The sequence below is a fragment of the Bacillus sp. PK6-16 genome (assembly GCF_056530295.1).
The window spans coordinates 2,098,836-2,122,032 of the sequence record NZ_CP096511.1 but is presented as its reverse complement, the minus strand read 5'-3'; the positions used below and the strand labels follow the sequence as shown (position 1 = coordinate 2,122,032).

The window sequence follows — 23,197 nt, the reverse complement described above, 5'->3', positions numbered from 1 at the left end:
CTATCTCTCACCTTTCATACGAAAATTAGGAGCAAATAATTGCTCCTAATTTTTTGTTAAGCTGCTTTACGTCTCCATAATACATATGCAGAAGCAATACATAATACACCCATACCTACTTCTGTTGCTGCACCATGAGAAGATGCTCCTGTTTTTGGTAGACTGTTACCGTTTCCGATTTTTTTATTCTTAACCGGTTCGTTATCTACAACTACTTTTAGATTTTCATCTTTTGTTTCTTGTTGTACTTGTTTTTGTTCTTTCGGTTCTTCAGTAACTTCTTTTTCTACTACATTATTTTCTGGTTCAACGACCTTTTCTGGCTCTTCAATCGGTTTTGGCTTAATTACATTACCAGCGTCTACATTAGACCAATCATAAATAGATTTTCCCATTTCCTTAAATTGAAGTAATGCTAAAAGAGCCTGTTCTGTAGCCATTCCGTTACCATTTTGATCACTTGGTAACCATTTAAATTCACCATTTGAAAGTTGATATGATAATAGGTTTTGCATTGCCTTATGAAGACGATTTTGATCTACATCTTTAACAAGCGATAATCCAATAATTGCTTGCGCAGTACTATTTGAATTTTCTTGTCCATCAGCTGAAAAACCACCATTTTGCAGCTGTTCGTTATATAAATACGCAACAGCTTTTTGTATAGCTGGTTTCACATCTGATCGCTCTTGATAAGGAGCTAATGCTGATAAAACCATACCTGTTACATCAACGCTACTAGCACTATCTTTACTACCTGAACTATTATAAGTCCATCCACCGTCTGTATGCTGATTATTTAACAGTGCTTCCACTAGAGCAACTCTGTTCCATTTTGATTCAACTGGAATCTCATACTTCTTCGTATCAAATGCAAGTAAAGCAAATGCATAACCTGTAACAGAATTCACTTTATCTGACTCATACAATTTTTGAACTAAATTATGTCCACCTACATTTTTAGGGTCTGCACTCATTGCATTCATCATAATAATTGTTCTAGCTAAATCTGTCGCTGAAAAACGGTTAATACGCTTTTCTACTTTTTCAGTTACTGACTTAACATAATTTAATTTTGCCTCAATTGGCACATTCTTTCCAGAACGAGAAAGCGCTACAGCTACCCAGTCACTTTCAATTCCATCTTGTAACATCTTATCTGATGTTTTAGAAATGGCTTCGTTTAATTGTGCACTTGGATCTTGAATGTTCTCTTGCTTTGGTTGTTCTGGTTTTTTACTATCTTGGTCACCTTGGTTTTTCACATCTAGCGTTTTACCGTCTTGGTCACCTTGGTTTTTCACATCTGGCGTTTTACCATCTTGATCACCTTGGTTTTTCACATCTGGCGTTTTACCGTCTTGGTCACCTTGGTTTTTCACACCTGGCGTTTTATCATCTTGACCTTCTGATTTTGGTTCTTCTGTTTTGCCACCGTTAGGTTCTTCTGTTTTACACGTCCCGAACTTATCTAACGTTTCTTTCAATGTTTCCTGGCTTACATTGCTCCAGTCTGAAACAAAGCGAAAGACAACAACATCTCCAGATTTTAATTTATAACTATCTGCTCCGACTTCTGCAGACTTATCATTTACATCATACAGCCAAGCACTTGTAGCCCCGGCCATTAAACCATCGATGCCTTTTACATATGTTCCAAACGACATCGTTTCAGATTCTACCTTGTCCCCCATGACCTTTTGCAGCAAACTTAAAGCTGTTTCCCCATCTTTAATTTGCTCTTCTTTCGGACATAACATAATGCCTTTTTGTGATTCCCCAATAATTGCAAGTTTTGCTGTATTTTCTTCAGCAAACGTAATATGTACTGTATTCGCAAAAGAAACAAATACAAGTGTCACTGCCATTAACGACGTAAGCAGCCACTTTTTCAACATTGCCATCCCAAAATTTCCTCCCTTACTACCATTTACACAAAAAAAGGCCCTTCAAGGGCGTGCGATTGACACTCTCTTTTTGTAAGTGTCGAACAAAAATGTACAACACCTCCTATCCGCATCATTCGCGGCTATATTTGTATAGGAAAAATAATTTTGTTTATGAACGTATCATTGTGATAACATTCACTTTTCTTGGCACAACTTACTCCCATTTAAGTTATCGTAAAACGATAAACCTATACATTCTGTAAATTTTAAATTTCTGTATTATTTTACTATTGACAAAGAATTTTGTCCATGCTTTATCGGATTTATTTTCTAAGAATAATAACTTATTAACTCTTAACGATGTAAACTCTTTTCACTAATAATGACGCCATCTTCATCCGCATAGACATATTCATTTGGATTCCATTCTACTTGTCCAAAGTGCAATGAAATATTTCGTTCTCCTTTTCCTTCTTTCACACTTCTATTTGGCATCGTTCCTAACGCTAAAATACCAATATTAATATTCTTTAGTTCACTAGAATCACGAACATACCCATTCACAATAATTCCTGCTAGCTTTCTTTCTTCCGCAATAGCTGCCAAATTATCACCGAGTAACGCACAATTCGTAGACGCTCCGCCATCAACAACTAATACTGTTCCTTCTGGTAATGTTTGCAATCCTTCCTTCACTAGTACATTATCATCTTTCACTTTTACAGTTGCAATTTTCCCGTGGAATTGTTCTTTCTTCCCAAAAGACCGAAAAGACTGGCGACATATTTGTAATTCCTTTTCAAATTCATCACATAGATCAGTAGTTTTCCACATCTTGTTCCCTCTTTTCCTTTTTCTTTCTACATAACATATTCTTGGCTTATTATCGTTTCCCTGTCTAATATTGCAATAATTTGTATGTACGGGAAAGGATACAAAAACTATTGCCTTAAGAAGCTACCTTTATTATAATCTATTTCACAGATTAAATTCAGAATATTAAAAATTAACCAAGTGAAGAAGGAGGGATTTTATGCAAATACAAACTGAGGCAAAAAAACAACCTAGTAAACCAAAGTTTAAAATGCCCGATGCGTACGTACTACTATTTTTTATTGCCTTACTTTGCGCCATTGCTACGTACTTCGTTCCTGCTGGAGAATTTAAAAGGGTTACAAACGGGACTGTTACAACGACAATACCAGGTAGCTATCATTCTGTTCCGCAATCACCTGTAGGATTTGTTTCTTTTTTTACCGCTATTGAAAAAGGAATGACACTTGCTGCCCCTATTATCTTTCTAATTTTATTTACAGGTGGAGCCATTGCAATTCTTGAAAAGACAGGTGCCCTTGACGGTTTAATCTATCATGTTATTAACAAATTTCGTAATCAGCAATTATTTTTCATATGTATTGTCGCCGCACTCTTTTCCATTCTCGGAACGACTGGCATTATCGTTAACTCAGTTATCGGCTTTATCCCTATCGGCATCATCGTTGCCCGCACATTAAAATGGGACGCTATCGTTGGCGTAGCAATTATTTATTTAGGCACTTATGCTGGTTTTAATGCTACTATTTTATCCCCCTCACCTTTAGGCATTTCACAAAAGATCGCAGAACTTCCGATGTTTTCGGGAATTGGTTTACGCACAGCAATTTATATATCTTTTTTACTTGCTACCATTCTATATATAAATTGGTATGTAAAGCGCTTGAAAAAATCGAATAAAGGAAGCATCCTTGGCGACAACTGGTTTCCAAGTAACGCTCTTTCAAGCGAAAAAGAAGCAGAGAAAAAGGAAGTTCCTTGGACGATACGTCATAAATTAATTTTACTCGTTTCAGCTTTATCATTAATTGCATTTTTAATAGGCGCTTTTCGTCTACATTGGACGGACGCAGAAATGACCGCTACTTTTATTTTCATAGCAATTACAGCCGGAATAATAGGTGGCATGAAAGCAAACGATATCGCTTCTACTTTTCTAACTGGCTGCCAAAACCTTATCTACGGTGCTTTAATTGTCGGAATGGCTCGCTGTATTTCAGTCATTTTAGAACAAGGAAAATTGCTTGATACAATTGTTAACCAACTCGCACAAGCTCTCGAAGGACAAAACCCTGTATTTGGTGTTATCGGCATGTATGTGAGTAGTGCCGCATTACATTTCCTCATTTCATCCGGGACAGGAGAATCGGTTATTTTTATTCCGATATTAGCTCCATTAGCTGATTTTATGCACATTACACGCCAAGTTACAGTACAAGCTGTTATGCTCGGAGAAGGTGTAGTAAACTGCTTAAATCCAACTTCCGGTGTTTTAATGGGCGTTCTCGCAGCAAGCGGGATTTCTTATGGAAAATGGATTCGTTTCATGGCTCCACTTGCACTCATTTGGTTTATCATTGGACTTGTTTTTCTTATTGTTGGGGTGAATATTGAGTGGGGACCTTACTAAATACTTAACTAGATAAATAAGTACTATCGTTCCATATAAATATCTATTCTATTTCCCTCACTAGTCCTATAAAAATCATTTATTCTAGTAAAAATATAAGAAGGGATTGATCATAATGATCAATCCCTTTTATCAAAATATAATACCTTTAAAAATCTTAGTTCCAGATTTTATTTACCCATTCTGGATGATCAATAAAAGGATTGCGGTTATGTTGATATTTTGTAAAAATCACTTCATTACGCTTTCGCTCTAAATCATCGACCGGGTCTTGTTCATTCCATTTTAATAAGACAGATAGTTTCCCCATGTATGGATCTTTATTGTTATTCACTTTTTCATTTAGTTCTAAATCTATTTCGCCGTTGTCTCCCTCGTAACGAACAGCCATATAAAACAGCATTCTAGCAATATCTCCCTTTACACTATCACGAGGTTCCCAAGAATCACTATCATATTTACATTCTGTCGCTTCAGAATGATTCACACCACCATTATCAAAATCTAGATTTCCACGTGAACTATTTACAGATACATCCGTCGCTCTTAAATGATGTAGATCTGTTCCAGGTCCTGCAGTCGTTCCAAAGTCACCGTGAGATTTTGCCCAAACATGCTCTCGGTTCCAGTTATTTACTCCTGATCCATTCGTAAGTTTCCCTTGCGAACGACCAGTATATAAGAGTATCACATTATTTTTATTATTTGGATCTTCATCAGTATCTCTTAACGCTTCCCAAACCGCACTGTATGATAACTTTGTATGATTATCAATAATATTATGCAGTTCCTTCTTTAATTCTAACCCCGTTTTCCCTATTGCGTTATTATAATATGTATCGTCATAATTTTTTACAATAATCTCCTGTGCTGATGCAGGAACCACTTCACCGTGTATAGTATCTGTGAATGATAGAGATGCAGAACCTAAAATAAAAAATGAAGATAGTGTAACCATAGCAATCTTTGTATTTCGAAACTTCATATACCCATTCCCCTTTAAAATATAATTTAAAGCTATTAACTAAAAAGTGCTTTCTAACCCCCGAAACCTTTTAGAAACCCATACCCCTTTTCTGTTTATTTAATACAAGACTCTATCCAGTCTGTATCACTTCTAAACTTTTTGTTTATTCACATTCCAAACAATTTCACTTTTTACAAGGAATATCCTTTTCTTATAAAGATTATTAACATATTCTTTACAACTAAAAAGTAGTTTAATATTAACTTATAAATTTAAATTTATTTATGCAATAATGCATATTTGATAAATACTTTAAAAAACAGTTTGAATAAAATGCATTCAAAGAAAACCGTGCCACAAAACAGATATGGTCTAAGACAGAAATAATAAAAATTAAGATGATAGCTCGATTTTTCCCTTTTCCATAACTATCTTTATTTTTGTGTAAAACCATTCTTTCTCTGAATAATACGTACAAAAATAGATTGGATACCATGTAGGCACCAATCTATTTTAATTAAAGAAACTGTGTCAATTCTGAGTTCACAACACGTTGTGCAGTAATAATAACATTTTCAGCTGTTAGTCCATAAACACTATATAGTCCACCAGGTTGATTAGGAACAATTTGAACTTCATATTCAAATGCTTGTCCAAGAGCAGGATGAACTAAACTTAGAGTTGCAAAAGTAGAAGCATTAGAATTCACATTGAAGTTTACCTGTTCAATTAATACTAATGAACCGTCAAGTCTAAAAACTCTAGCTACTCCAGTAAGTGGGCCCGCAGTACGGTTAAGGATCTTCACCCTAACTTTATTTGCATTAGCAGGTTGATTTCCTACGTTTTCAATTGGTCCTGTAGTAAGAGCCATATAACACCACCTCCATTATATTATTATTATATTCAATGACAAGCATTAATGTTATAGTCTAATTACCCAATTTATTTAAAATAAAATAATGTTCGTTTTTATCTCGTTAATTAATAAAAACGAACATTTTATAATGAATGAATTCGCAAAAAAAAATAAATTCATATACTAAACTAAATCAACCTACAACAACCGTTTTTTTTACAGACAATTACTCTTCCTTCCGACTTCCTCACTTTCGCCTAATATTGAGCCGGGAATCTTACTACCCGCATGTTGCGAGTTAAAATTTGTATCCAGCCAATTCACAATTATTTCTTCCAACTCTGGATGAAGTGGCTTTCTTGCCCCTTCTTCATAATTCTTTTTAAAATCTAATGCTTTAAACTCACCTTCAAAAACTTTCAAACTATGATCCATATTTTTTATTACATGTACTTCAGAATCACCCTTCACATAATCACCGATCCGCTTCGCTCTTTCAGGATCAGCCTGAATATCTTTATCACCAGCGATTGCTAATACCGGGCACGTTACTTTCATTAAATCTTTATAAATGTCATGCTGAAAATGCTCTCTAAACCACTTTGCGTTCATCGGTTTAAAACCAACTTTAATCGTATCTTTTTCTGTATTCATCATTTTCTCTTTTATTTTTTCCATTTGCTTCTCTCCACGTTTCTCTACATTGAGAAGGCGCATTAGTTTTCCTTTTATTCCTTTCTGCTCCTTTAGTTCTTTATATGCAATTTCCCTTTGTCTTTTCGTAGCCTCTTCTAATGATTCCGCAGCCCCTGTAAGAAGGATAAGCCCATTAACTGGTGTTCTTGCATTTACTACTGTTGCCAACATACATCCTTCACTATGACCAGCTAAAATGATATTTTCTGGATCAACAAATGGTTGTTCTTTTAAATACGTAATCGTAGACTCTATATCACTAACTAAATCCCACATTCCAGTCTTCAGAAATTCTCCATCACTCTTTCCTACTCCGCGCTTATCAAAGCGGAGCGTCACTACACCCAGCCCCGCTATTACATGCGCTAAATCTTTATATATGTTCGCCTCAAGCTTTAGCGGTACGATCGTTCCATCACGATCAATCTCTCCAGATCCCGCGATAATGACAACAGCCGCATACTTCCCATCAGCTTTTGGCTTTGTAATCGTACCTTGTAAAGTACACTCACTATTGATCGCTACTTCATATTCATCAAAAGTCATCATTTTGTCCCCCTATTCTTTTATATCCAATTTAAATTTCAAACTCGTTATTATATTTTTATACTCTCTTACATCTTTCATTGGAGCGAAAACTGGATTCTCTGCAATACTTTGTAACATACTTCGCTTTATAATCTCTTCATTTCTAACTGTTTTAGCGCCGAGCGGAAACTCTGCAAACCATCCATCAATCGCATCAAAATAGGAATCTCCATGTAAATGCAGGCTATTTACTGTAAAGCTAGCCGCACAAACCGCTACATATTTCCGTAACATTTCTAATGCTCTTTCAAAATTACCTTGCATACAATATACTTGCGCAGCAGCATAGTATACTTTTAAAGTCATATTAGGATGTAATGTTTCTATTTCATATATATCTATTAACATGAAAGCTCTATTTAAAATTACCTCTACCTTTTCAGCGCTTGAGGCATTTACTACTACATAATTCGGTATTGTCGCAACGAGTTGTATTAAATGTTGGTACATACTAATTTGCATTATTTCATTTGCCTTTTCAACATTTCCAAGCATTTGATACGCTTGTGCGATTAGATCTTCCGCTGGAACGTTAGGTCGTATCGTTCCGCCAAGTAATTGAAGCACCTCATTTGGTTTATTGAGTATAAGATAGCAAGTTGCTTGAAACGATACCGCCTCTTTCACAAGAGAAACATCGTCACTTTCTTCCTGTACCCTGCTAAAGAGAGACATTGCCTCTTCTAACATTTCAATTCTTTTATCCGTATCCTCTGTTAACATATGGTGATTAATAAAAAGTAGTCCCATTTGAAGTAATAACGGAAAACAAGAATAATATTTTTTGATTATTCCTCTGCACTCTATCATTACTTCATCAAATGGTTCTTCACTAAAAGCTTCCGCTAGTCTATGATATAAATCCTTAATATCTTCCTGCTCCATTTGTGGTGTATAACTAATTAGTTCATCAATACTTATGTTAAAGTACGATGCTAACAGTGGTAAAAATGTAATATCCGGATAACTCTGCCCTGTCTCCCATTTGGAAACAGATGCCTTCGTAATACCAATATACATCGCTAACTCTTCCTGCGTAATTCCCTTTTCTTTTCTCTTATCCGCAATTATTTTATGAATGTTTATCTCCTTCACATCATCACCTCATACTTTTATTATATGCTTTTATTTCACACAAAATATGGATTTAAAGTCGACTTTCGTTAACAAAATCAACTGTTAGGAAACATCTCTCTAAAATGAAAGGCAGGAACATATTTGATATGTTCCTGCCTTTTTATTGTGGGGTACCGATACTAGCACTCTAGTTAAGATTTTGAAGTGCTGCAAAATCAAAAATTTTATCTCACCACAGTTTTCTATGAGAATCTAGTGAACAGCTTATTTGCATAGTTTTCGATATAGGAAGTACATTCAAGTTATTTTTAAAGTAGGTATACCTAGTAGAAATTGTTGAATTGTGCCCGTTTGTTGAAGTTTAATTTTCAATATACTTTTGTACTGAGTCCAGTGCTTTTTTTAATTCTTCTGATTTTTGAGTGCCGATTACTACTGTGTTATATTGCAACTTTAACTCTATTCCTTTATTTCCATTCATGTTATAGGCTTTTTCATTCTTAAGGTTAAAACGAATTCCCCATCCTCCAAATCGTTTTATCGGACTGTAAGTAATGCATTCATAATGATGTATATCTTTGAAAAGGTACTGCTTATATTGAAAATGAAAAGGAACAAAGCGGACATAAAGACCTTTTTCACGGACCTCAATGATCAGTTTCAATACTCCAAGCATTAATACAGGAAAGGCAATCCCGAACAACAACCACATAACAATTAAGACACCATTAGGAGCTGGTTTATCTCCAAACGGGATATCAAGAATAATTTGTTGAATAAATCCATACCACATCAGCATGGAGATCCCTAATATGAGTATCCATACCCAAATTGGGGATCGCTGAACCTCACGAAAGATAACTTGTTCTTGTTGTTTCATTAATGATTATAACCTCCTAAAAGGTTTATTTTTTTCACTCATTTTAAGCCGTTTTGCACTTCCAAAAAATGCGCTCCCAATTATGAATATAACGGAAGAAAGATACATTGTTATCCCTGAGTATTTATTATCAAAAATTGTAAAATTAAGCAAATTAATAAACACCATCAATATAAGTGATATGTACAATCCATTAATATATTTCATTTATCTCCCCCCTTTACTTTTTTAAAAACCCCTATGTGATAAATAGTGGTTTCTAAAGGTAATATTCAGGATGCCCTTTTCCCTATTTTACCATTTTAGAGAGTTGATATGTTGTTTGTTTTCGGCTGAATACTGTACACATAATCGGTTAACATAATGTATTATTACGTAAATAAAAAGGATAATCAGCCCCATAATGAACTAACTATCCTATAAAATATTATCTAAATTCAATAAAACTAGAACTGCTTTTCCTATGTATCATTATTTCGTTATTTCACCAAATTGCGCTCTCGTTACTTTCACCAAATCATCCACTTTAAGCTCAATTTGCACGCCGATTTTCCCTCCACTTACAATCATCGTTTCAAGTGATTGGGCGCTTTCATCGATACATGTAGAAAATAACTTTTTCATTCCAACTGGTGAACAACCTCCGCGAATGTATCCTGACACTTTCGTAATATCTTTAACAGGAATCATTTCAATTTTCTTTTCACTTACTGCTTTTGCGGCAGCTTTTAAATTTAGTTCCTCATCTACCGGAATAATAAACACATGATAATTTTTACTATTCCCTTGAGCGATTAACGTTTTATATACTTCTCTCACTTCTCGTCCAATTTTCTCGGCTACTGATACGCCATCAATTTTCCCATCGTCTGGATCATATGACATCATCGAATATTCAATTTTTTCTTTATCTAATATTCGCATCGCATTTGTTTTATCTTTTTTCATAACGTTCTCCTTAAAACTTTATTTCATATCATTAAGTTTTCCTTTATTATACACCCTTTTCCATTTCTCCTACATAACTTCACGTATTTTTCAAAACTAAAAATATTGATAATTCAAAAATCATCTGATATAATTTGGAAAAACTTACGTTAAGGAGAGATTTGCAATGCTAAATTTTAATACTTCTTTCCAACTTCATCATCAAACGTAACGCCGTGTATCCGAAGAAAAATTTTTCTTCGTGGGTACAGGGCTTTTCCTGTTGACCCACGAAGCGTTCATAAAGCTATGTGGGTATTTTTATACCTGCATAGCTTTTTTTAATTTGAAAAAGGAGTGATTATGATGGAAATGAGAAATGTAAAAGGAACGAAAGACTATTTACCAGAGGAGCAAGTGCTGCGAAATAAAATTAAAAGAGCTTGTGAAGATACGTTTGAACGATACGGATGCAAACCTTTAGAAACGCCGACGTTAAATATGTATGAGCTTATGTCTTACAAGTACGGCGGTGGCGATGAAATATTAAAAGAAATATATACACTTCAGGATCAAGGAAAACGTGAGCTCGCCTTACGATACGATTTAACTATTCCATTCGCAAAAGTTGTGGCAATGAATCCGAACCTCCGCCTCCCTTTTAAACGTTATGAGATTGGGAAAGTATTTCGAGATGGGCCAATTAAACAAGGAAGATTTCGTGAATTTATACAATGCGACGTTGATATCGTCGGTGTTGAGTCTGTCATGGCAGAGGCTGAACTTATGGGTATGGCGTTTGAACTGTTCCGAACGTTAAACTTAGAGATAACGATCCAATATAATAACCGAAAATTGTTAAATGGTATTCTTCAGGCCATTAACATCCCTACTGAGTTAACAAGTGACGTCATTTTATCATTAGATAAAATCGAAAAGATTGGGATTGATGGTGTACGAAAAGATGTATTAGAGCGCGGAATTTCTGAAGAAATGGCTGATACGATATGTAATACCGTATTATCTTGTCTAAAGCTTACTATCGCTGACTTTAAAGAAACTTTCAATAATCCACTCGTTGCCGATGGAGTAAACGAACTACAACAATTACAGCAATATTTAATCGCCCTTGGAATAAATGAAAATACGATATTCAACCCGTTTTTAGCGCGAGGACTCACAATGTATACAGGTACTGTATATGAAATCTTTTTAAAAGATGGATCGATTACATCTAGCATCGGTAGCGGTGGTCGATACAATAACATTATCGGAGCTTTCCGTGGTGATAATATAAACTATCCAACAGTCGGTATTTCATTCGGTTTAGACGTTATTTATACAGCACTATCGCAGAAAGAAACAATCTCATCTACAGCGGATCTATTTATCATCCCGCTTGGGACAGAGTTACAATGCTTACAAATTGCCCAGCAATTACGTTCCACCACTTCCTTAAAAGTCGAACTTGAACTAGCAGGACGCAAATTAAAACGCGCCCTTAATTATGCCAATAAAGAGAATATACCTTATGTGCTTATTATTGGGGAAGACGAACTTAGTACAGAAACCGTTATGCTGCGGAATATGAAGGAAGGTAGTGAAGTGAAGGTTCCGATTTCTTCTTTAAGTAGTTATTTATAATACGAACCACCCTCGTTTGGGTGGTTTTTCTATTTTATAGATACCTAACAATTAGTTTACATAAAATTATTATAATCTATTAAAAATACAAATAAACAATATCCAATTACCTATTATTTTTGGTAATATATAGATATGAATTGTTTTAGGAGGATTAACTTTGAAAACCTACATTCAAGCACTAAAGTGGACTACAGGGATCTATCATCTTTTATTACTTCCTTGTTATTATGTATTTCCAAGTCTTGTTAACCTATATGGGTTACCTTTACTACTATTGATTGTTTTTCATATCACTACTATTTTATTAGCTAAAAAAGAAGGCATGAATACGTACCCTCAGTATATCGGTATTATCGTTACTCTAGTTGCCTTCTTTCCTTATATAGACATCTTTCTACATATGATAGCAGCCATTTTCCTTTTATTAGATGCTGCTTCTACGAATGCAAAAGAAGTGTATGATTCATAGATGGATAAAATGAAACTTTCATCCATTGAGTTTTGAAATAGGTCAGCAAAAAGGGTTTACTTTTTAAGTAAACCTTTTTTCATTTTTAATTACTTTCCTTACTTCAGAATAATAAAAGAATATTCTGTTTAATTTTTATAAATTTCTAAATATTTATAAAACATTCAAATTAACATACATTTTAGTTATGTAAAAAATCTAAGTTTTAAGGAGATGAATCCATGCTGAAAAAGTTGGTAGCAGGTGCATTATTAACTGTCTCGTCGTTAACTGGAGGACTGGGATCAGTATCAGCTAGTACCGAAAAAGATTATACGATTTCCTCTTTCGAATATGTAACTGTAGATGAAAAGACTGTTGATTCGTTTAACAAATTGAGTGCTCCATCAAAGGAAGACGTAAAAATAACGTTAGTTCTACCGAAACAAAATCAAAATGGAGACTGGTTATCTTATGGATTTTCGAGCAAAGAAAGTTTAGAGTCTTTTATTGAAAAAGATAAACAAAGGTTGAATCATTCAATCACTCCCCTTGGTGTTGGAGGAAGCGGACCTGGTAGTACAGACTTCTATAAACTTACAAATCAAGGTAGCGAGTATTTTTCTCTAAGTAGCGGTTATAAAAACTTGTCTGCTAGTTGGCAAAATCAAATTGTTTCTGTACGTACAGCAGCTCCTACTGCTAGCTACTCAACAACACTATGGGAACGTACTTCAACTGACGGATATGGAAAAGGTGTTGTTTTTAAACATGCTGATTGGTATGGTCAAACTGCAAACTTAAATAACTTTCCAACTTCAGCAGTTGAAGTTAAAAAGTAAAAAATATAGAAATAAAAGGTGTTTTCACGTATGGAAACACCTTTTATTTCTACAACTATTTCACATAACTCGTCTATATCAATTTCAACTCTTAACTATTATTTTTCGTATTCCTATTCTCCAAAACCTTCTCCATATTATGAGTTGCCCATTCCATCATTAATAGAATCACTGGACGTAGTGATTCACCAAGCTCAGTTAACGAATATTCAACTTTAGGTGGTACTTCACGGTATACTTCACGATGTATAATCCCATCAGCTTCAAGTTCTCTCAGCTGCAGTGTTAACATCCTTTGTGTGATATTTGGTTTTAATCTTTTTAATTCATTAAACCGCTTTGTACCATCTAATAAATGATACAAAATTACCCCTTTCCATTTCCCTCCAATCACCTCAACCATAGCTTCAACTGGACAAGAATATTTATTTAAAAATGGGTAATTTATATTATTTTCATTTGAACAATCCATAATAAATCCCTTCCCTTATCAATAGTATCTTTTTTGATACTATACCACATAAATGTGCGTACTTGTATCTGTGTTACTTTAAAAATATAATTTACTTACAAAAATAAATTCATGAAAAGAGGAACTTTTATGACAAATACAAATGAAATTACAAAAGAAAAGATTATGGAGGCTTTTCATTTCAGACATGCATGTAAAGAATTCGATCCTATGCACAAAATTTCAGAAGAGGATTTCAAATTCATTTTAGAAACAGGCAGATTATCTCCTTCTTCTTTTGGATATGAGCCTTGGAAATTTATTGTCGTACAAAATAAAGAATTAAGAGAAAAACTACAACCGTATTCATGGGGCGCTGGTGGGCAACTTGCAACAGCTAGTCATTTTGTTATTGTTCTTTCAAGAAACATTAAAGATATGCATTATGATGCAGAGTATATTAAATATATGATGAACGATATTATTGGATTGCCTGAAGACACTCAAAAAATTAGATATGAATTCTTCAAAAAGTTCCAGGAATCAGATTTTAACTTATTACAATCCGATCGTGCTGTATTTGATTGGGCATCTAAACAAACTTATATTGCTTTAGGTAATATGATGACGAGCGCAGCTCAAATCGGTATTGATTCTTGTCCAATAGAAGGATTTGATAAAGAGGAAGTAGATTCTTTACTTCGTCAAGAAGGCATTATACAAGGCGATAATCTTGAAGTATCAGTTATGGTTGCCTTTGGTTACCGTAAAGAAGAGCCAAAGCGTGATAAAACAAGACAGACTATGGATACAATTGTTGAATGGATTAAGTAATATAGCACAGACAAATAATGCTCCTAATAGCTGTATACTCATACTAAAGAAGAATGAATTGTTTTCTTACGTATGAATTTGGTTTTTCATGGAAAGATATGTTAGTATGTATACAGTTTGAGTGCTCTATTTTTAGAGTCGAACAGGAGGAGAATGAATATGTCTGATATTGAAGTTGGCGAAGTGTTTACTCTTAGTGATGAGAATAACGAAGAGCAAGAAGTAGAAGTACTTGGAGCGATGGATGTCGAAGGTGCAGAATATATTGCAGTTGCCTTTGTTGAAGATATCCAAACAGAAACTGAGGAAGACATTGATATTTTCTTTTTAAAAGTAGAAGAAGATAATGAGTTTTCATACATTGAAAATGATGAAGAGTTTGATAAAGTATCTGCTGCGTTTGAAAAGATTTTGGATGAGCAAGAGCAAGAATAGTATGAATGAAAAACACGCGGGCGGATGTATATCCGCCCTCTTTTTATTTATTACTCATCCAGAGACTCACGCAGTAATTGCAGTACATCTTTCATCGCAAAAGGTCCATCTTTTTTAACATGTTCCGCAAATTCTGAAACGAGACGTAATGTTCTTACACTTTCGATTGGATGCTCTCCTGATGCACTTTCAGCTGAAAGCATAACTGCATTCGTTCCGTCCAGTACAGCTTGAAACACATCAGTCACCTCTGCCCTTGTTGGAATAGAATGATCTACCATAGATTGAAGCATTTGTGTTGCTGTAATGACATATGTATTCGTTCGATTACATTCCTGAATCATTATTTTCTGTAAAAGCGGAATGCATTGATACGGTAACTCTACTCCTAAATCGCCCCTTGCAATCATAATTCCATCTGCTTCTTTACATATATCTTGAAAATTCTCGATTGCTTCCATCGTTTCTATTTTTGCAATTATATTAGGTGACGTTTCTTTATACTGTTGTATAAAATCTCGTATTTCTTTTATATGACTAGGTTTTCTTACGAAAGAACACGCGATAAAATCAACATTCTCCTCTAAAAGAAACTGAATATCTTTTTTATCTTTCTCTGTAATAGCTGGTAAACGAACAGCCGCATCTGGTAAATTAACTCCTTTATGAGATGAGATATTGCCACCTGTTTTTACCTTCGTTTCTATTTTGTCCGTACTTATCTTTTCAACAATTAATTCAACTTCTCCATCATTAATTAAAATTCTACTGCCTACTTTTACATCATTCGCAATTCCTTCATAATCAACACTCGCTTCTGTATTACTCCCTGTAACTGATTGTGTATGTAAAATAAAAGAATCTCCTGCCTGAAGTGTAATTTGCTCTCCCTTCACTTCACCTAATCTTATTTTAGGTCCTTGTACATCACCCAAAAATTTAATAGAGTCATCTAATGATTTCACTAAACGAATGATGTCTTTATGACTTTCATGCGTGCCATGCGATAAATTCAGTCGAACAATTTTCATACCATTCTTTATTAACTGTGCTAACGTTTCTTTATTATTACTTGCGGGTCCAATTGTACAAATTCGATCGATTGTCATTTTTGTCACCATCCTTTTTTTAATAAGTTTCCCATATGAACTTAAAAATAACAGAGATTCTGACATGAATAGATTTAAATTTACACGAATTTCATAAAGTTAAACCTGTATCCCTTGCTGGCTAAGCATTAGAAGATATATTCGCTTTTTTGCAAATGAAGACATGTTGAATCGAAAGTAAAAGAAAAGTTAAGTATGGAATAAACCATTGAGAGTTTCGAAATTTTCATATATTGTATGAATTGAGTTCGAACTCAAAAATTTAAAAAGGTGGGAAAATTAGTGAATATGAAAAAATCTTTATCGGTGACAACTTTAGGGTTAGCGGTTTTAGGTTTTGGTTTTACTAATAACGCAAGTGCTTCAGAGGTCGATACTGTAGACAAGCAGCCCGTTTTAGTTGACTTTGATACAATTCAATCAACAAAAACATCTAGTGTTCCTAGTTTGACTATTGCAGCTGCACCTAAGAATGACTCTAACATTAGCGTATATACTCCTTTTTTGGTAACCCCTATGCAGTTGCTAAATCGAAATCAACTACGACCGAAGACTATGTTTATGCAAAAGCAAGAACTTTCAATGGCGATGGCTCATTAGTGAATACGAAAAGTAATAGTGCAAAAAAATCATCCTTTGTAAGTGCTACAGCGACCAACACAAGCATTTATTATGGAGATGATTACGCTATCGGTAATCATACCTATAAATTAAGTGGTTATAATGATGTGAATCACGAAACAAAAGCTTTCTGGTAAGAAAGAGAAAAAAGATATGCATCTTGCATATCTTTTTTCTCTAATATTTTACATATATTGAGGTGCTATTTATGAAACAAATATATATTATTAGCGGTGTTTTACTTATTTCATTACTTACAATTTATATTTTGTTCAATACTTCATTCATACAACCTCATCCACCTTCCATAGAAAATAAACGAGAGCAACAAACCAATACTATTTCTTACGGATTGAAGGATAATCAAGGCCAACATATTAACAATGGTAGTACAATTACTAGTGAGGATAATAAAATTAATGTAACATTATCATTCGTACATACTATTAATGAAAACCGAAAATATGGATTAATTGTTCTAGAAGATTACGAACAAAAACCTTTTAAAATAGAAGATACTACTAATGAAATATCACACTATTTTTTTGATATGAAACCAAACAGTTCAATTACTACGAAAATCTCTTTACGCACTTCTCCTAATGCAAGTGAATTAACCTTTTTAATAATTAAAAAACCTGAATACAAATTAAAAGATAATAACTTAAATAAAGCAGCTATTTTAGAAGATATTCTAAGTATGCGATATTCAATGCATCCTCTTCAGAAAGAAAACGAAAAAATAAAACTCTCCCTTATAAATCCAGATGCTATTTTAAAAGATGGTCTTTACGAACCAGTATTTGTTACGAACCGTGAAGAGAACTTACAAACTGTCTTCTTTGAAAAGGAAGGCAAGCAATTAATTTTATCAAACGGTAATGAAACAAATGATGAAATGACTTACGCAATCGTGGCTTTTAAAGATTGCAAACAAGTTGAAATATTTAACAATAGAAAAGTCGTTTATACTAAGGTTGCACCTGAAACAAGACAAATCTTTAATTTCACATTGCCTTCAGTGGATCAGGAAAGTAATTTGCAACTCGTCGCTTTTCCATTTCCTTATAAAGTTAGCGAAGATGATTATATCAGTCAACAAGCATTCAGTTCCTTTCGCATCGTAATTGAAAATGAAAATAAATAAGTTATACTGTGCACATTACAACAAACTAAAAAAGGCCTACTCACACGAGTAGGCTTTTGAAACTATGAAAGTTTCGTCAATAACTGATTTAAATCTTTTTTCGTTTTCGTCGTTAATGATTTCATTTTATTAATATCGATTTTTTCTTTCTCCGCTCCTACAATTAACGGATACATACTTTGACCGATTGTTTTAGAATCCGTCGGATGTGATGCTTCTAGCTCTTTTTCAATCACATCCCACTTTTCATTAATTTGTTTGCCAAGCTTATTCACTGTTTCCAATTTTGGATTAGCAGCTAACTGCTTGTCCAAGCTATCAATTAATGCTACAACTTCTTTAACATTCGTTTTCACAGCAACACTTTTCTTCGGATCTTTCGTTGTCTTTCCATTATTATTTGTGCTTGTACTTTGATCTGTTGTTTTCCCGCTAGTCGTTTGATCATTCGTTTTTCCTGTCGTCTCTTTTTCTTTTGTTTTTACATTTTCGTTTTGAGTTGACGTTTTGCCGTTACTTTCTGTCCCTGATGATTCTTTCGTATTTTTTGCATCCTTATCTGTTTTTTCATTTGAAGAAGTATTTGTTTCTTTTTCAGTATCTTTCGTTGTTTTTGACGCTTCATCTGCACTTGTCGTTTTTGCTTCTCCATCATTTTGCGCAGTTACTTGCTCTTTCTTTTCCGTTTCTTTATCTGCTGAAGGGCTACAAGCTGCCATAGTAAGCATTGTACCAATTGTTATCGATGCGATAGCGACCTTTTTCATTTTCATATAAATCCCCCTATGTTTTACATAATTTATCCTCCCCTTTACGATTCGATTCCCCCTTAAAAAATCCCTTTTCATACGAATTATCATCTTTCCGACAGTAATCTTCATAATAATACGTACAAAAACTGATAAACTCATTTTAATATTCGAGTTTCTTCTACTTCATTTTTCTACTCGCAAGTAAAAGAAAAAGAGTATATTGTCACATTAAGAATTACTATCTTCATATGACGATATACTCTTCTATCAAATTTTTATCTTTCTTGACATTTTATTTATACAAAAAAAATAAAATTTTCTTTCGTTTTTTGTTTCTCAACATTTGTTAACATAATATTTTTATGAATAACCACCATTCGAGTGAATGACTTGCCCAGTAACCCATTTCGCTTCTTCACTTACTAAAAAAGAAATTAAGCGCGCAGCATCCACCGGTTCTCCTACTTTACCTTGCGGGAACTTCCATACTAAATGATGCTTCAGCTCCTCTGTAATCCATCCTGTATTCGTCGGTCCTGGATCTACAGCATTCACTGTAATCCCCTTCTCCATCGCAACTGGTGCTACTGACTTTGTAAATGCTTCAATTGCCCCTTTCGTTGCTGCATATGCTAGTTCATCTGGCATTGGACCTACTGACTGTCCTGAAGTAAGATTAATAATACTCCCGCCCGTTTTAAGTGAATAATGTTTTATAAACAATGAACTTAATAGCATAGTAGCCCGAACATTAACTGTATAATGTTTATCCAACTGCTCTACATCTAATTCCTCAATTCTCGTATGAGTAGAATATACTGCATTATTAACTAGAATAGATGGATCACCTAACCGTTCTGATACCATATAAAACAAACGATTTGGCGAATAAGACTGCGATAAATTGATTTCTGCCATTTCACATCGAACATCGTAACTTTCAATTTCCTTTTTCAGCAAAAAGGGTTCTTGATCACTCATTCCCCATGGCATCGCTTTATCATACTTTGGCCAGTACGTGAAAAAAATGTCTATCCCTTTTTGAGCAAGCACCTTGCATACAGCTGCACCAATTCCATTCAGACGAGTTGCCCCTGTTACAATTGCTATTTTCTTCACCTTTTTCTCCTCCATCTATACACAGATCCCCTGCATGAATACAGAGGATCTATCTTCTTATTGAATATTTGACAGTATACGTTCAGCACCTAATTTTAACATTTTAATAAAGATATAATTTACAATCGTAAACATTACAAATAAAACGATAAACATAACCCACAGTCCGACATGAAGGAAGAAGTATAATACACTTACTCCCCCCACAATAATTAAAGCTATTAAAATATTAGCTAAAAAATTCCACAAAGTTGTATATCGACTTTTAAATAATTTCTGCTCTGTATCCCAATGAATATCTGCAGTTTGCGCGTCCCAGCGTGTTCCGATTAAATTAATGAATAACAACCCGTTCGCACTTAGTAAAAACCACAGTATCATAAAGACTGGAGAAATCCCAGCTACAACTGCCATCGTAATACCGAATACTGCTAAAATGATCACATTAATTAACCAAGCAGTGATTGCTTTCGCAAAAAAGATATCCGAAGCCTTTACTGGTAAATAACGATTCACAAACCAAGAGCTTCCATCTCGCGAAAATGACGTTGTTGCAATGACGTTACTACCCATTAAAAATAACGATGCACAAAGGCCAACACCAATTGCAAATCCCGTTGTCTCTGAATTGTTAATATACTCTGTAATAAACTTTAAATTTCCATCTTGCACAAATAAAATAAAGAACAACATAATTGGCATAACGAAAGTTTGTACAATGCAATTTAAGAAAAATTGTGGTGTACGGAATAACGTTTTAAATTCTTTTTTCACATACGCTTTTAAATGCGAACTTTGTACTGTTGATTTCTGTAAACCTTCCGCCGAAATAACTTGTTTCTTTGCTGTACTCGTTGAAAGTCCAATAACCCCTTTTAAATATGTACGCTCTGCTATGTAATAAAACAACACAAAGAAGACAAATGAAATAACTGCAAAAATTATTACATATAAAGGTCCCTTCCAATTTGCATTTTCTACTAATGCTACTGCTCCAAAATATGTAGTTGGAAAATAGTTTGTCATTTGTACTAAAAGAGAAGACTGGTTGTTTGCAAGGTAATCCGCAATTGCATCTTCAGAAAACGAACTTTTATTTTTCCACTGCAAAAATACGTTAATTCCTACAATAAATAGTATACTTACGATTCCAATAAATATATTTCCTCGGTCTTTATTTTTCGCTATATTTGTATACCTCATAATAACTGTCATCAGTAACGAAGCTAGTACTAACGGCACAATTGGGAAGAGTAAGTAAATGAAAATCATATATATGTAATATGTAATAAATGCGCCACTTTTTAAACCGTACGTAATAAAGATCGGTAATAAAATAAATGAACTCATTACGTATTGTGTAATTAATACTGTTAAAAATTTGGCTGAAATAATTTGCGCTGGTTTTAATGGTAATGGTAATAACATTTCAATGTCATTGCTGTAGTAAAATACAGTTAAAATGTTCGTAATACTCATTAAAAATACCCATATACTCGCAATCGCAAGTCCCATTGCGATAATCATTCCTGGATCTTGCCCTAAATGTATCATTCCCTCATACATTGCATGCGTGATAGAACCAAACAGTAAAAAGCCGACAAATAAAATAGCTGCAAATGAAAATACATACGCCCATCGCTTCTTCTTATCTGTTATAAAATCTGCATAATTTAATTTCAATAATACTTTCGTTAACGTCCAAATTTTACTCATTGCCCGTCATCTCCAAGAACATTTTTTCAAGTGATTCATTGGATTTAAAATGATCTCTCATTTCATCTAAATTCCCTTTAAACTGAAGGTTTCCCTTATTAATAATCGCGACGCGGTCACATAATTTTTCTGCCACTTCTAATACGTGTGTAGAGAAAAATACAATCTTTCCTTTATCCGCATGCTCTCTCATCATTTCTTTTAAAATATATGCAGATTTCGGATCAAGCCCAGTTAATGGTTCATCTAAAATCCATACATCTGGCTCATGTACGAGCACACCAATAATAACGATTTTTTGTCTCATACCGTGCGAATAACTTTGAATTTGATCAGATAAAGCATTATAAAGATCAAACTTCTTCGCTAAAGACTCTATTCGTTCTTGTCGTACTTCTTTCGGCACTTCATACATATCGGCCATAAAGTTTAAATATTCAATTCCTTTTAATCGTAAAAACATATCTGGACTATCTGGTACATAACCAAACGTCTTCTTCGCTTCCATCGGCTCTTCCATAATATTTTTTCCGTTAATCGTAATAGTCCCTTTGTCCACCCCGTGAATACCAGTAATCATCTTAATTGTCGTTGATTTACCCGCACCATTCGGTCCTAAAAATCCAAAGATTTCGCCGCTAGGTACAGATAAACTTAAGTCTTTTACTGCATAGGTAGACCCATTATAACTTTTTGACACATTCGTAATTTCAATCATTTCATCCAATCCTTTCCTTAATTACCAAATAACTATATTGATATTATAGCATAGTTCTATTTTAAGATTTTTACATTTTTCAGTATATTTAACCTTTAAAATAAATATACACCCCTAATCCAACAACTAAAACGACAGCTAGTATAATATAAATCATTGTTAAGCGTTTAATATTCCCCTTTGTCGCTTTGCTATAATTTGCATCACCATTCCGCCCAATTAACACCGTCGCAATGACAGTAATCACTACAAGTAATACAACGATCATGATCCAAGTTAGCATTTCTTCCTCCCCCTCCTTACAACCATTTTACAATATTATCCTCTTTATTTCGCAGCATATTTCCTCTTTTTACTATTATTATGAACCAAACTGGAAAACTATTATTACCATTCCTATCCATATGTGATATATTTATAACATAACGTGATTTATTTCTAACACTATAAGGAGGAACTATCATGAAAACAACTTGGATAAAATATTTAGGATTTCTCGGTTTCTTCGGTTTCCTCGGATTTTTTTATGAAAAAGGATTGTTTACTATGTTCTGTTTCTTCTCCTTTTTCACATCGTATAGAACAGTTCAACACGATGAACTGTTTGAACAAATTGTCAATAAATCGTGTCGCAATGCATTTATCGTTACGTTACTAACTACCACAATCATTATGTTTATTGAAATGTTATTTCCAAACCCTACGCTACAAGAGATTGATATCGCTCTTATTTTCGGCACACTCATTCTTACATTCGGCTTTTCTATGTTCTTTTTCGATAAACCAATTGATGAAATGGAAGATGCACCATGGCATTCGTAACGAGAATAAAAGAATACCGTGCCAAATTGAACATGACACAAGAAGATTTAGCGAAGAGCGTTGGTGTGCGACGTGAAACAATTAGTCATCTCGAAAAAGGTAAATACAATCCTTCCTTACAACTTGCTCACGATATAGCGAAGGCATTACATAGTACGATTGATGAGATTTTTATTTTTGAGGATTGAT

25 protein-coding genes and 1 pseudogene are annotated in these 23,197 nt (G+C 34.1%); 10 read left to right on the top strand and 16 right to left on the bottom strand.

Annotation, left to right across the window (positions count from 1 at the left end; genetic code table 11):
* Nucleotides 1-56: 56 nt before the first annotated feature.
* Both M1D66_RS10915 and rraA read right to left on the bottom strand, forming a co-directional pair.
* Nucleotides 57-1,904 (bottom strand): DUF4430 domain-containing protein, encoded by a 1,848-nt coding sequence (locus M1D66_RS10915; RefSeq protein WP_242555118.1) that lies wholly within the window; start codon nt 1,902-1,904, stop codon nt 57-59.
* 339 nt (nt 1,905-2,243) lie between these two features.
* Complete coding sequence (rraA, locus tag M1D66_RS10910) at nt 2,244-2,723, bottom strand: ribonuclease E activity regulator RraA (protein WP_000266039.1); 480 nt, start codon at nt 2,721-2,723, stop codon at nt 2,244-2,246.
* 199 nt (nt 2,724-2,922) lie between these two features.
* Between rraA and M1D66_RS10905 the strand changes: the two genes are divergently transcribed.
* A complete protein-coding gene (locus M1D66_RS10905) occupies nt 2,923-4,353 on the top strand; it encodes a YfcC family protein (protein WP_242555117.1) in 1,431 nt (476 codons plus the stop codon).
* Between the two features lie 157 nt (nt 4,354-4,510).
* Here M1D66_RS10905 and M1D66_RS10900 read toward each other — a convergent pair whose 3' ends face one another.
* From M1D66_RS10900 to ybaK, 7 genes are all read right to left on the bottom strand, one after another.
* Nucleotides 4,511-5,338, bottom strand: coding sequence for an endonuclease I family protein (locus M1D66_RS10900; RefSeq protein ID WP_000672193.1), 828 nt, complete (start codon nt 5,336-5,338; stop codon nt 4,511-4,513).
* Between the two features lie 499 nt (nt 5,339-5,837).
* Nucleotides 5,838-6,194, bottom strand: coding sequence for a hypothetical protein (locus M1D66_RS10895; RefSeq protein WP_001229415.1), 357 nt, complete (start codon nt 6,192-6,194; stop codon nt 5,838-5,840).
* Between the two features lie 201 nt (nt 6,195-6,395).
* A complete protein-coding gene (locus tag M1D66_RS10890; RefSeq protein ID WP_114555587.1) occupies nt 6,396-7,424 on the bottom strand; it encodes an alpha/beta hydrolase family protein in 1,029 nt (342 codons plus the stop codon).
* A gap of 9 nt (nt 7,425-7,433) precedes the next feature.
* Complete coding sequence (locus M1D66_RS10885; protein WP_000659028.1) at nt 7,434-8,558, bottom strand: helix-turn-helix domain-containing protein; 1,125 nt, start codon at nt 8,556-8,558, stop codon at nt 7,434-7,436.
* A 343-nt stretch (nt 8,559-8,901) separates the two neighbouring features.
* Entirely contained in the window at nt 8,902-9,420 is a 519-nt protein-coding gene (locus tag M1D66_RS10880; RefSeq protein ID WP_000813118.1) for a DUF6141 family protein, read from the bottom strand.
* 6 nt (nt 9,421-9,426) lie between these two features.
* Nucleotides 9,427-9,627, bottom strand: coding sequence for a hypothetical protein (locus M1D66_RS10875; protein ID WP_242555116.1), 201 nt, complete (start codon nt 9,625-9,627; stop codon nt 9,427-9,429).
* Between the two features lie 264 nt (nt 9,628-9,891).
* Nucleotides 9,892-10,368 (bottom strand): Cys-tRNA(Pro) deacylase, encoded by a 477-nt coding sequence (gene ybaK / locus M1D66_RS10870; RefSeq protein ID WP_016122872.1) that lies wholly within the window; start codon nt 10,366-10,368, stop codon nt 9,892-9,894.
* A gap of 345 nt (nt 10,369-10,713) precedes the next feature.
* Between ybaK and M1D66_RS10865 the strand changes: the two genes are divergently transcribed.
* The 3 genes from M1D66_RS10865 to M1D66_RS10855 all read left to right on the top strand — a co-directional run bounded on the left by M1D66_RS10865 (nt 10,714) and on the right by M1D66_RS10855 (nt 13,284).
* Nucleotides 10,714-11,991, top strand: a complete 1,278-nt coding sequence (locus M1D66_RS10865) for a histidine--tRNA ligase (protein ID WP_060851898.1) — start codon at nt 10,714-10,716, stop codon at nt 11,989-11,991.
* A 160-nt stretch (nt 11,992-12,151) separates the two neighbouring features.
* The gene (locus tag M1D66_RS10860; RefSeq protein WP_000860724.1) at nt 12,152-12,463 is read left to right on the top strand and encodes a hypothetical protein; all 312 of its coding nucleotides are present in this window, start codon (nt 12,152-12,154) and stop codon (nt 12,461-12,463) included.
* A 221-nt stretch (nt 12,464-12,684) separates the two neighbouring features.
* Nucleotides 12,685-13,284, top strand: coding sequence for a hypothetical protein (locus M1D66_RS10855; protein WP_000914421.1), 600 nt, complete (start codon nt 12,685-12,687; stop codon nt 13,282-13,284).
* 91 nt (nt 13,285-13,375) lie between these two features.
* On the opposite strand, the gene M1D66_RS10850 is transcribed toward M1D66_RS10855, so the two are convergent.
* Nucleotides 13,376-13,756 carry a winged helix-turn-helix transcriptional regulator gene (locus M1D66_RS10850; protein ID WP_000340659.1) on the bottom strand — a complete coding sequence of 127 codons (381 nt, stop codon included), beginning with the start codon at nt 13,754-13,756 and terminating at the stop codon, nt 13,376-13,378.
* Between the two features lie 129 nt (nt 13,757-13,885).
* On the opposite strand from M1D66_RS10850, the gene M1D66_RS10845 reads away from it, so the two are divergent.
* Together M1D66_RS10845 and M1D66_RS10840 are read left to right on the top strand one after the other, a co-directional pair.
* The gene (locus M1D66_RS10845; protein WP_000185709.1) at nt 13,886-14,569 is read left to right on the top strand and encodes an NAD(P)H-dependent oxidoreductase; all 684 of its coding nucleotides are present in this window, start codon (nt 13,886-13,888) and stop codon (nt 14,567-14,569) included.
* Nucleotides 14,570-14,722: 153 nt separating this feature from the next.
* Nucleotides 14,723-15,004: a DUF1292 domain-containing protein gene (locus M1D66_RS10840; protein WP_002005464.1), complete on the top strand. Its 282-nt coding sequence runs from the start codon at nt 14,723-14,725 to the stop codon at nt 15,002-15,004.
* A 50-nt stretch (nt 15,005-15,054) separates the two neighbouring features.
* Here the strand turns inward: M1D66_RS10840 and M1D66_RS10835 are convergent, their stop codons facing one another.
* Complete coding sequence (locus tag M1D66_RS10835; protein WP_000151083.1) at nt 15,055-16,113, bottom strand: pyruvate kinase; 1,059 nt, start codon at nt 16,111-16,113, stop codon at nt 15,055-15,057.
* Between the two features lie 282 nt (nt 16,114-16,395).
* Here M1D66_RS10835 and M1D66_RS10830 point away from each other — a divergent pair.
* Nucleotides 16,396-16,871 (top strand): annotated as a pseudogene (locus M1D66_RS10830) (XoxI protein).
* 71 nt (nt 16,872-16,942) lie between these two features.
* Nucleotides 16,943-17,881 carry a hypothetical protein gene (locus M1D66_RS10825; RefSeq protein WP_242555115.1) on the top strand — a complete coding sequence of 313 codons (939 nt, stop codon included), beginning with the start codon at nt 16,943-16,945 and terminating at the stop codon, nt 17,879-17,881.
* Between the two features lie 62 nt (nt 17,882-17,943).
* Here M1D66_RS10825 and M1D66_RS10820 read toward each other — a convergent pair whose 3' ends face one another.
* The 5 genes from M1D66_RS10820 to M1D66_RS10800 form a co-directional block, all read right to left on the bottom strand.
* The gene (locus tag M1D66_RS10820) at nt 17,944-18,654 is read right to left on the bottom strand and encodes a hypothetical protein (protein ID WP_000782542.1); all 711 of its coding nucleotides are present in this window, start codon (nt 18,652-18,654) and stop codon (nt 17,944-17,946) included.
* Between the two features lie 339 nt (nt 18,655-18,993).
* Nucleotides 18,994-19,752, bottom strand: a complete 759-nt coding sequence (locus M1D66_RS10815) for an SDR family oxidoreductase (protein ID WP_000716965.1) — start codon at nt 19,750-19,752, stop codon at nt 18,994-18,996.
* A 57-nt stretch (nt 19,753-19,809) separates the two neighbouring features.
* Nucleotides 19,810-21,468, bottom strand: coding sequence for a putative ABC transporter permease subunit (locus tag M1D66_RS10810; protein ID WP_088362247.1), 1,659 nt, complete (start codon nt 21,466-21,468; stop codon nt 19,810-19,812).
* Complete coding sequence (locus M1D66_RS10805) at nt 21,461-22,186, bottom strand: ABC transporter ATP-binding protein (RefSeq protein ID WP_000570206.1); 726 nt, start codon at nt 22,184-22,186, stop codon at nt 21,461-21,463. Before M1D66_RS10805 ends, M1D66_RS10810 begins: the two co-directional genes overlap by 8 nt.
* 88 nt (nt 22,187-22,274) lie before the next feature.
* Nucleotides 22,275-22,469: a hypothetical protein gene (locus M1D66_RS10800; RefSeq protein WP_000958863.1), complete on the bottom strand. Its 195-nt coding sequence runs from the start codon at nt 22,467-22,469 to the stop codon at nt 22,275-22,277.
* Between the two features lie 179 nt (nt 22,470-22,648).
* Between M1D66_RS10800 and M1D66_RS10795 the strand changes: the two genes are divergently transcribed.
* Nucleotides 22,649-23,008, top strand: coding sequence for a DUF3796 domain-containing protein (locus M1D66_RS10795; RefSeq protein WP_000859224.1), 360 nt, complete (start codon nt 22,649-22,651; stop codon nt 23,006-23,008).
* Nucleotides 22,996-23,196, top strand: coding sequence for a helix-turn-helix transcriptional regulator (locus M1D66_RS10790; RefSeq protein WP_000896323.1), 201 nt, complete (start codon nt 22,996-22,998; stop codon nt 23,194-23,196). Before M1D66_RS10795 ends, M1D66_RS10790 begins: the two co-directional genes overlap by 13 nt.
* Nucleotide 23,197 lies beyond the last annotated feature (1 nt).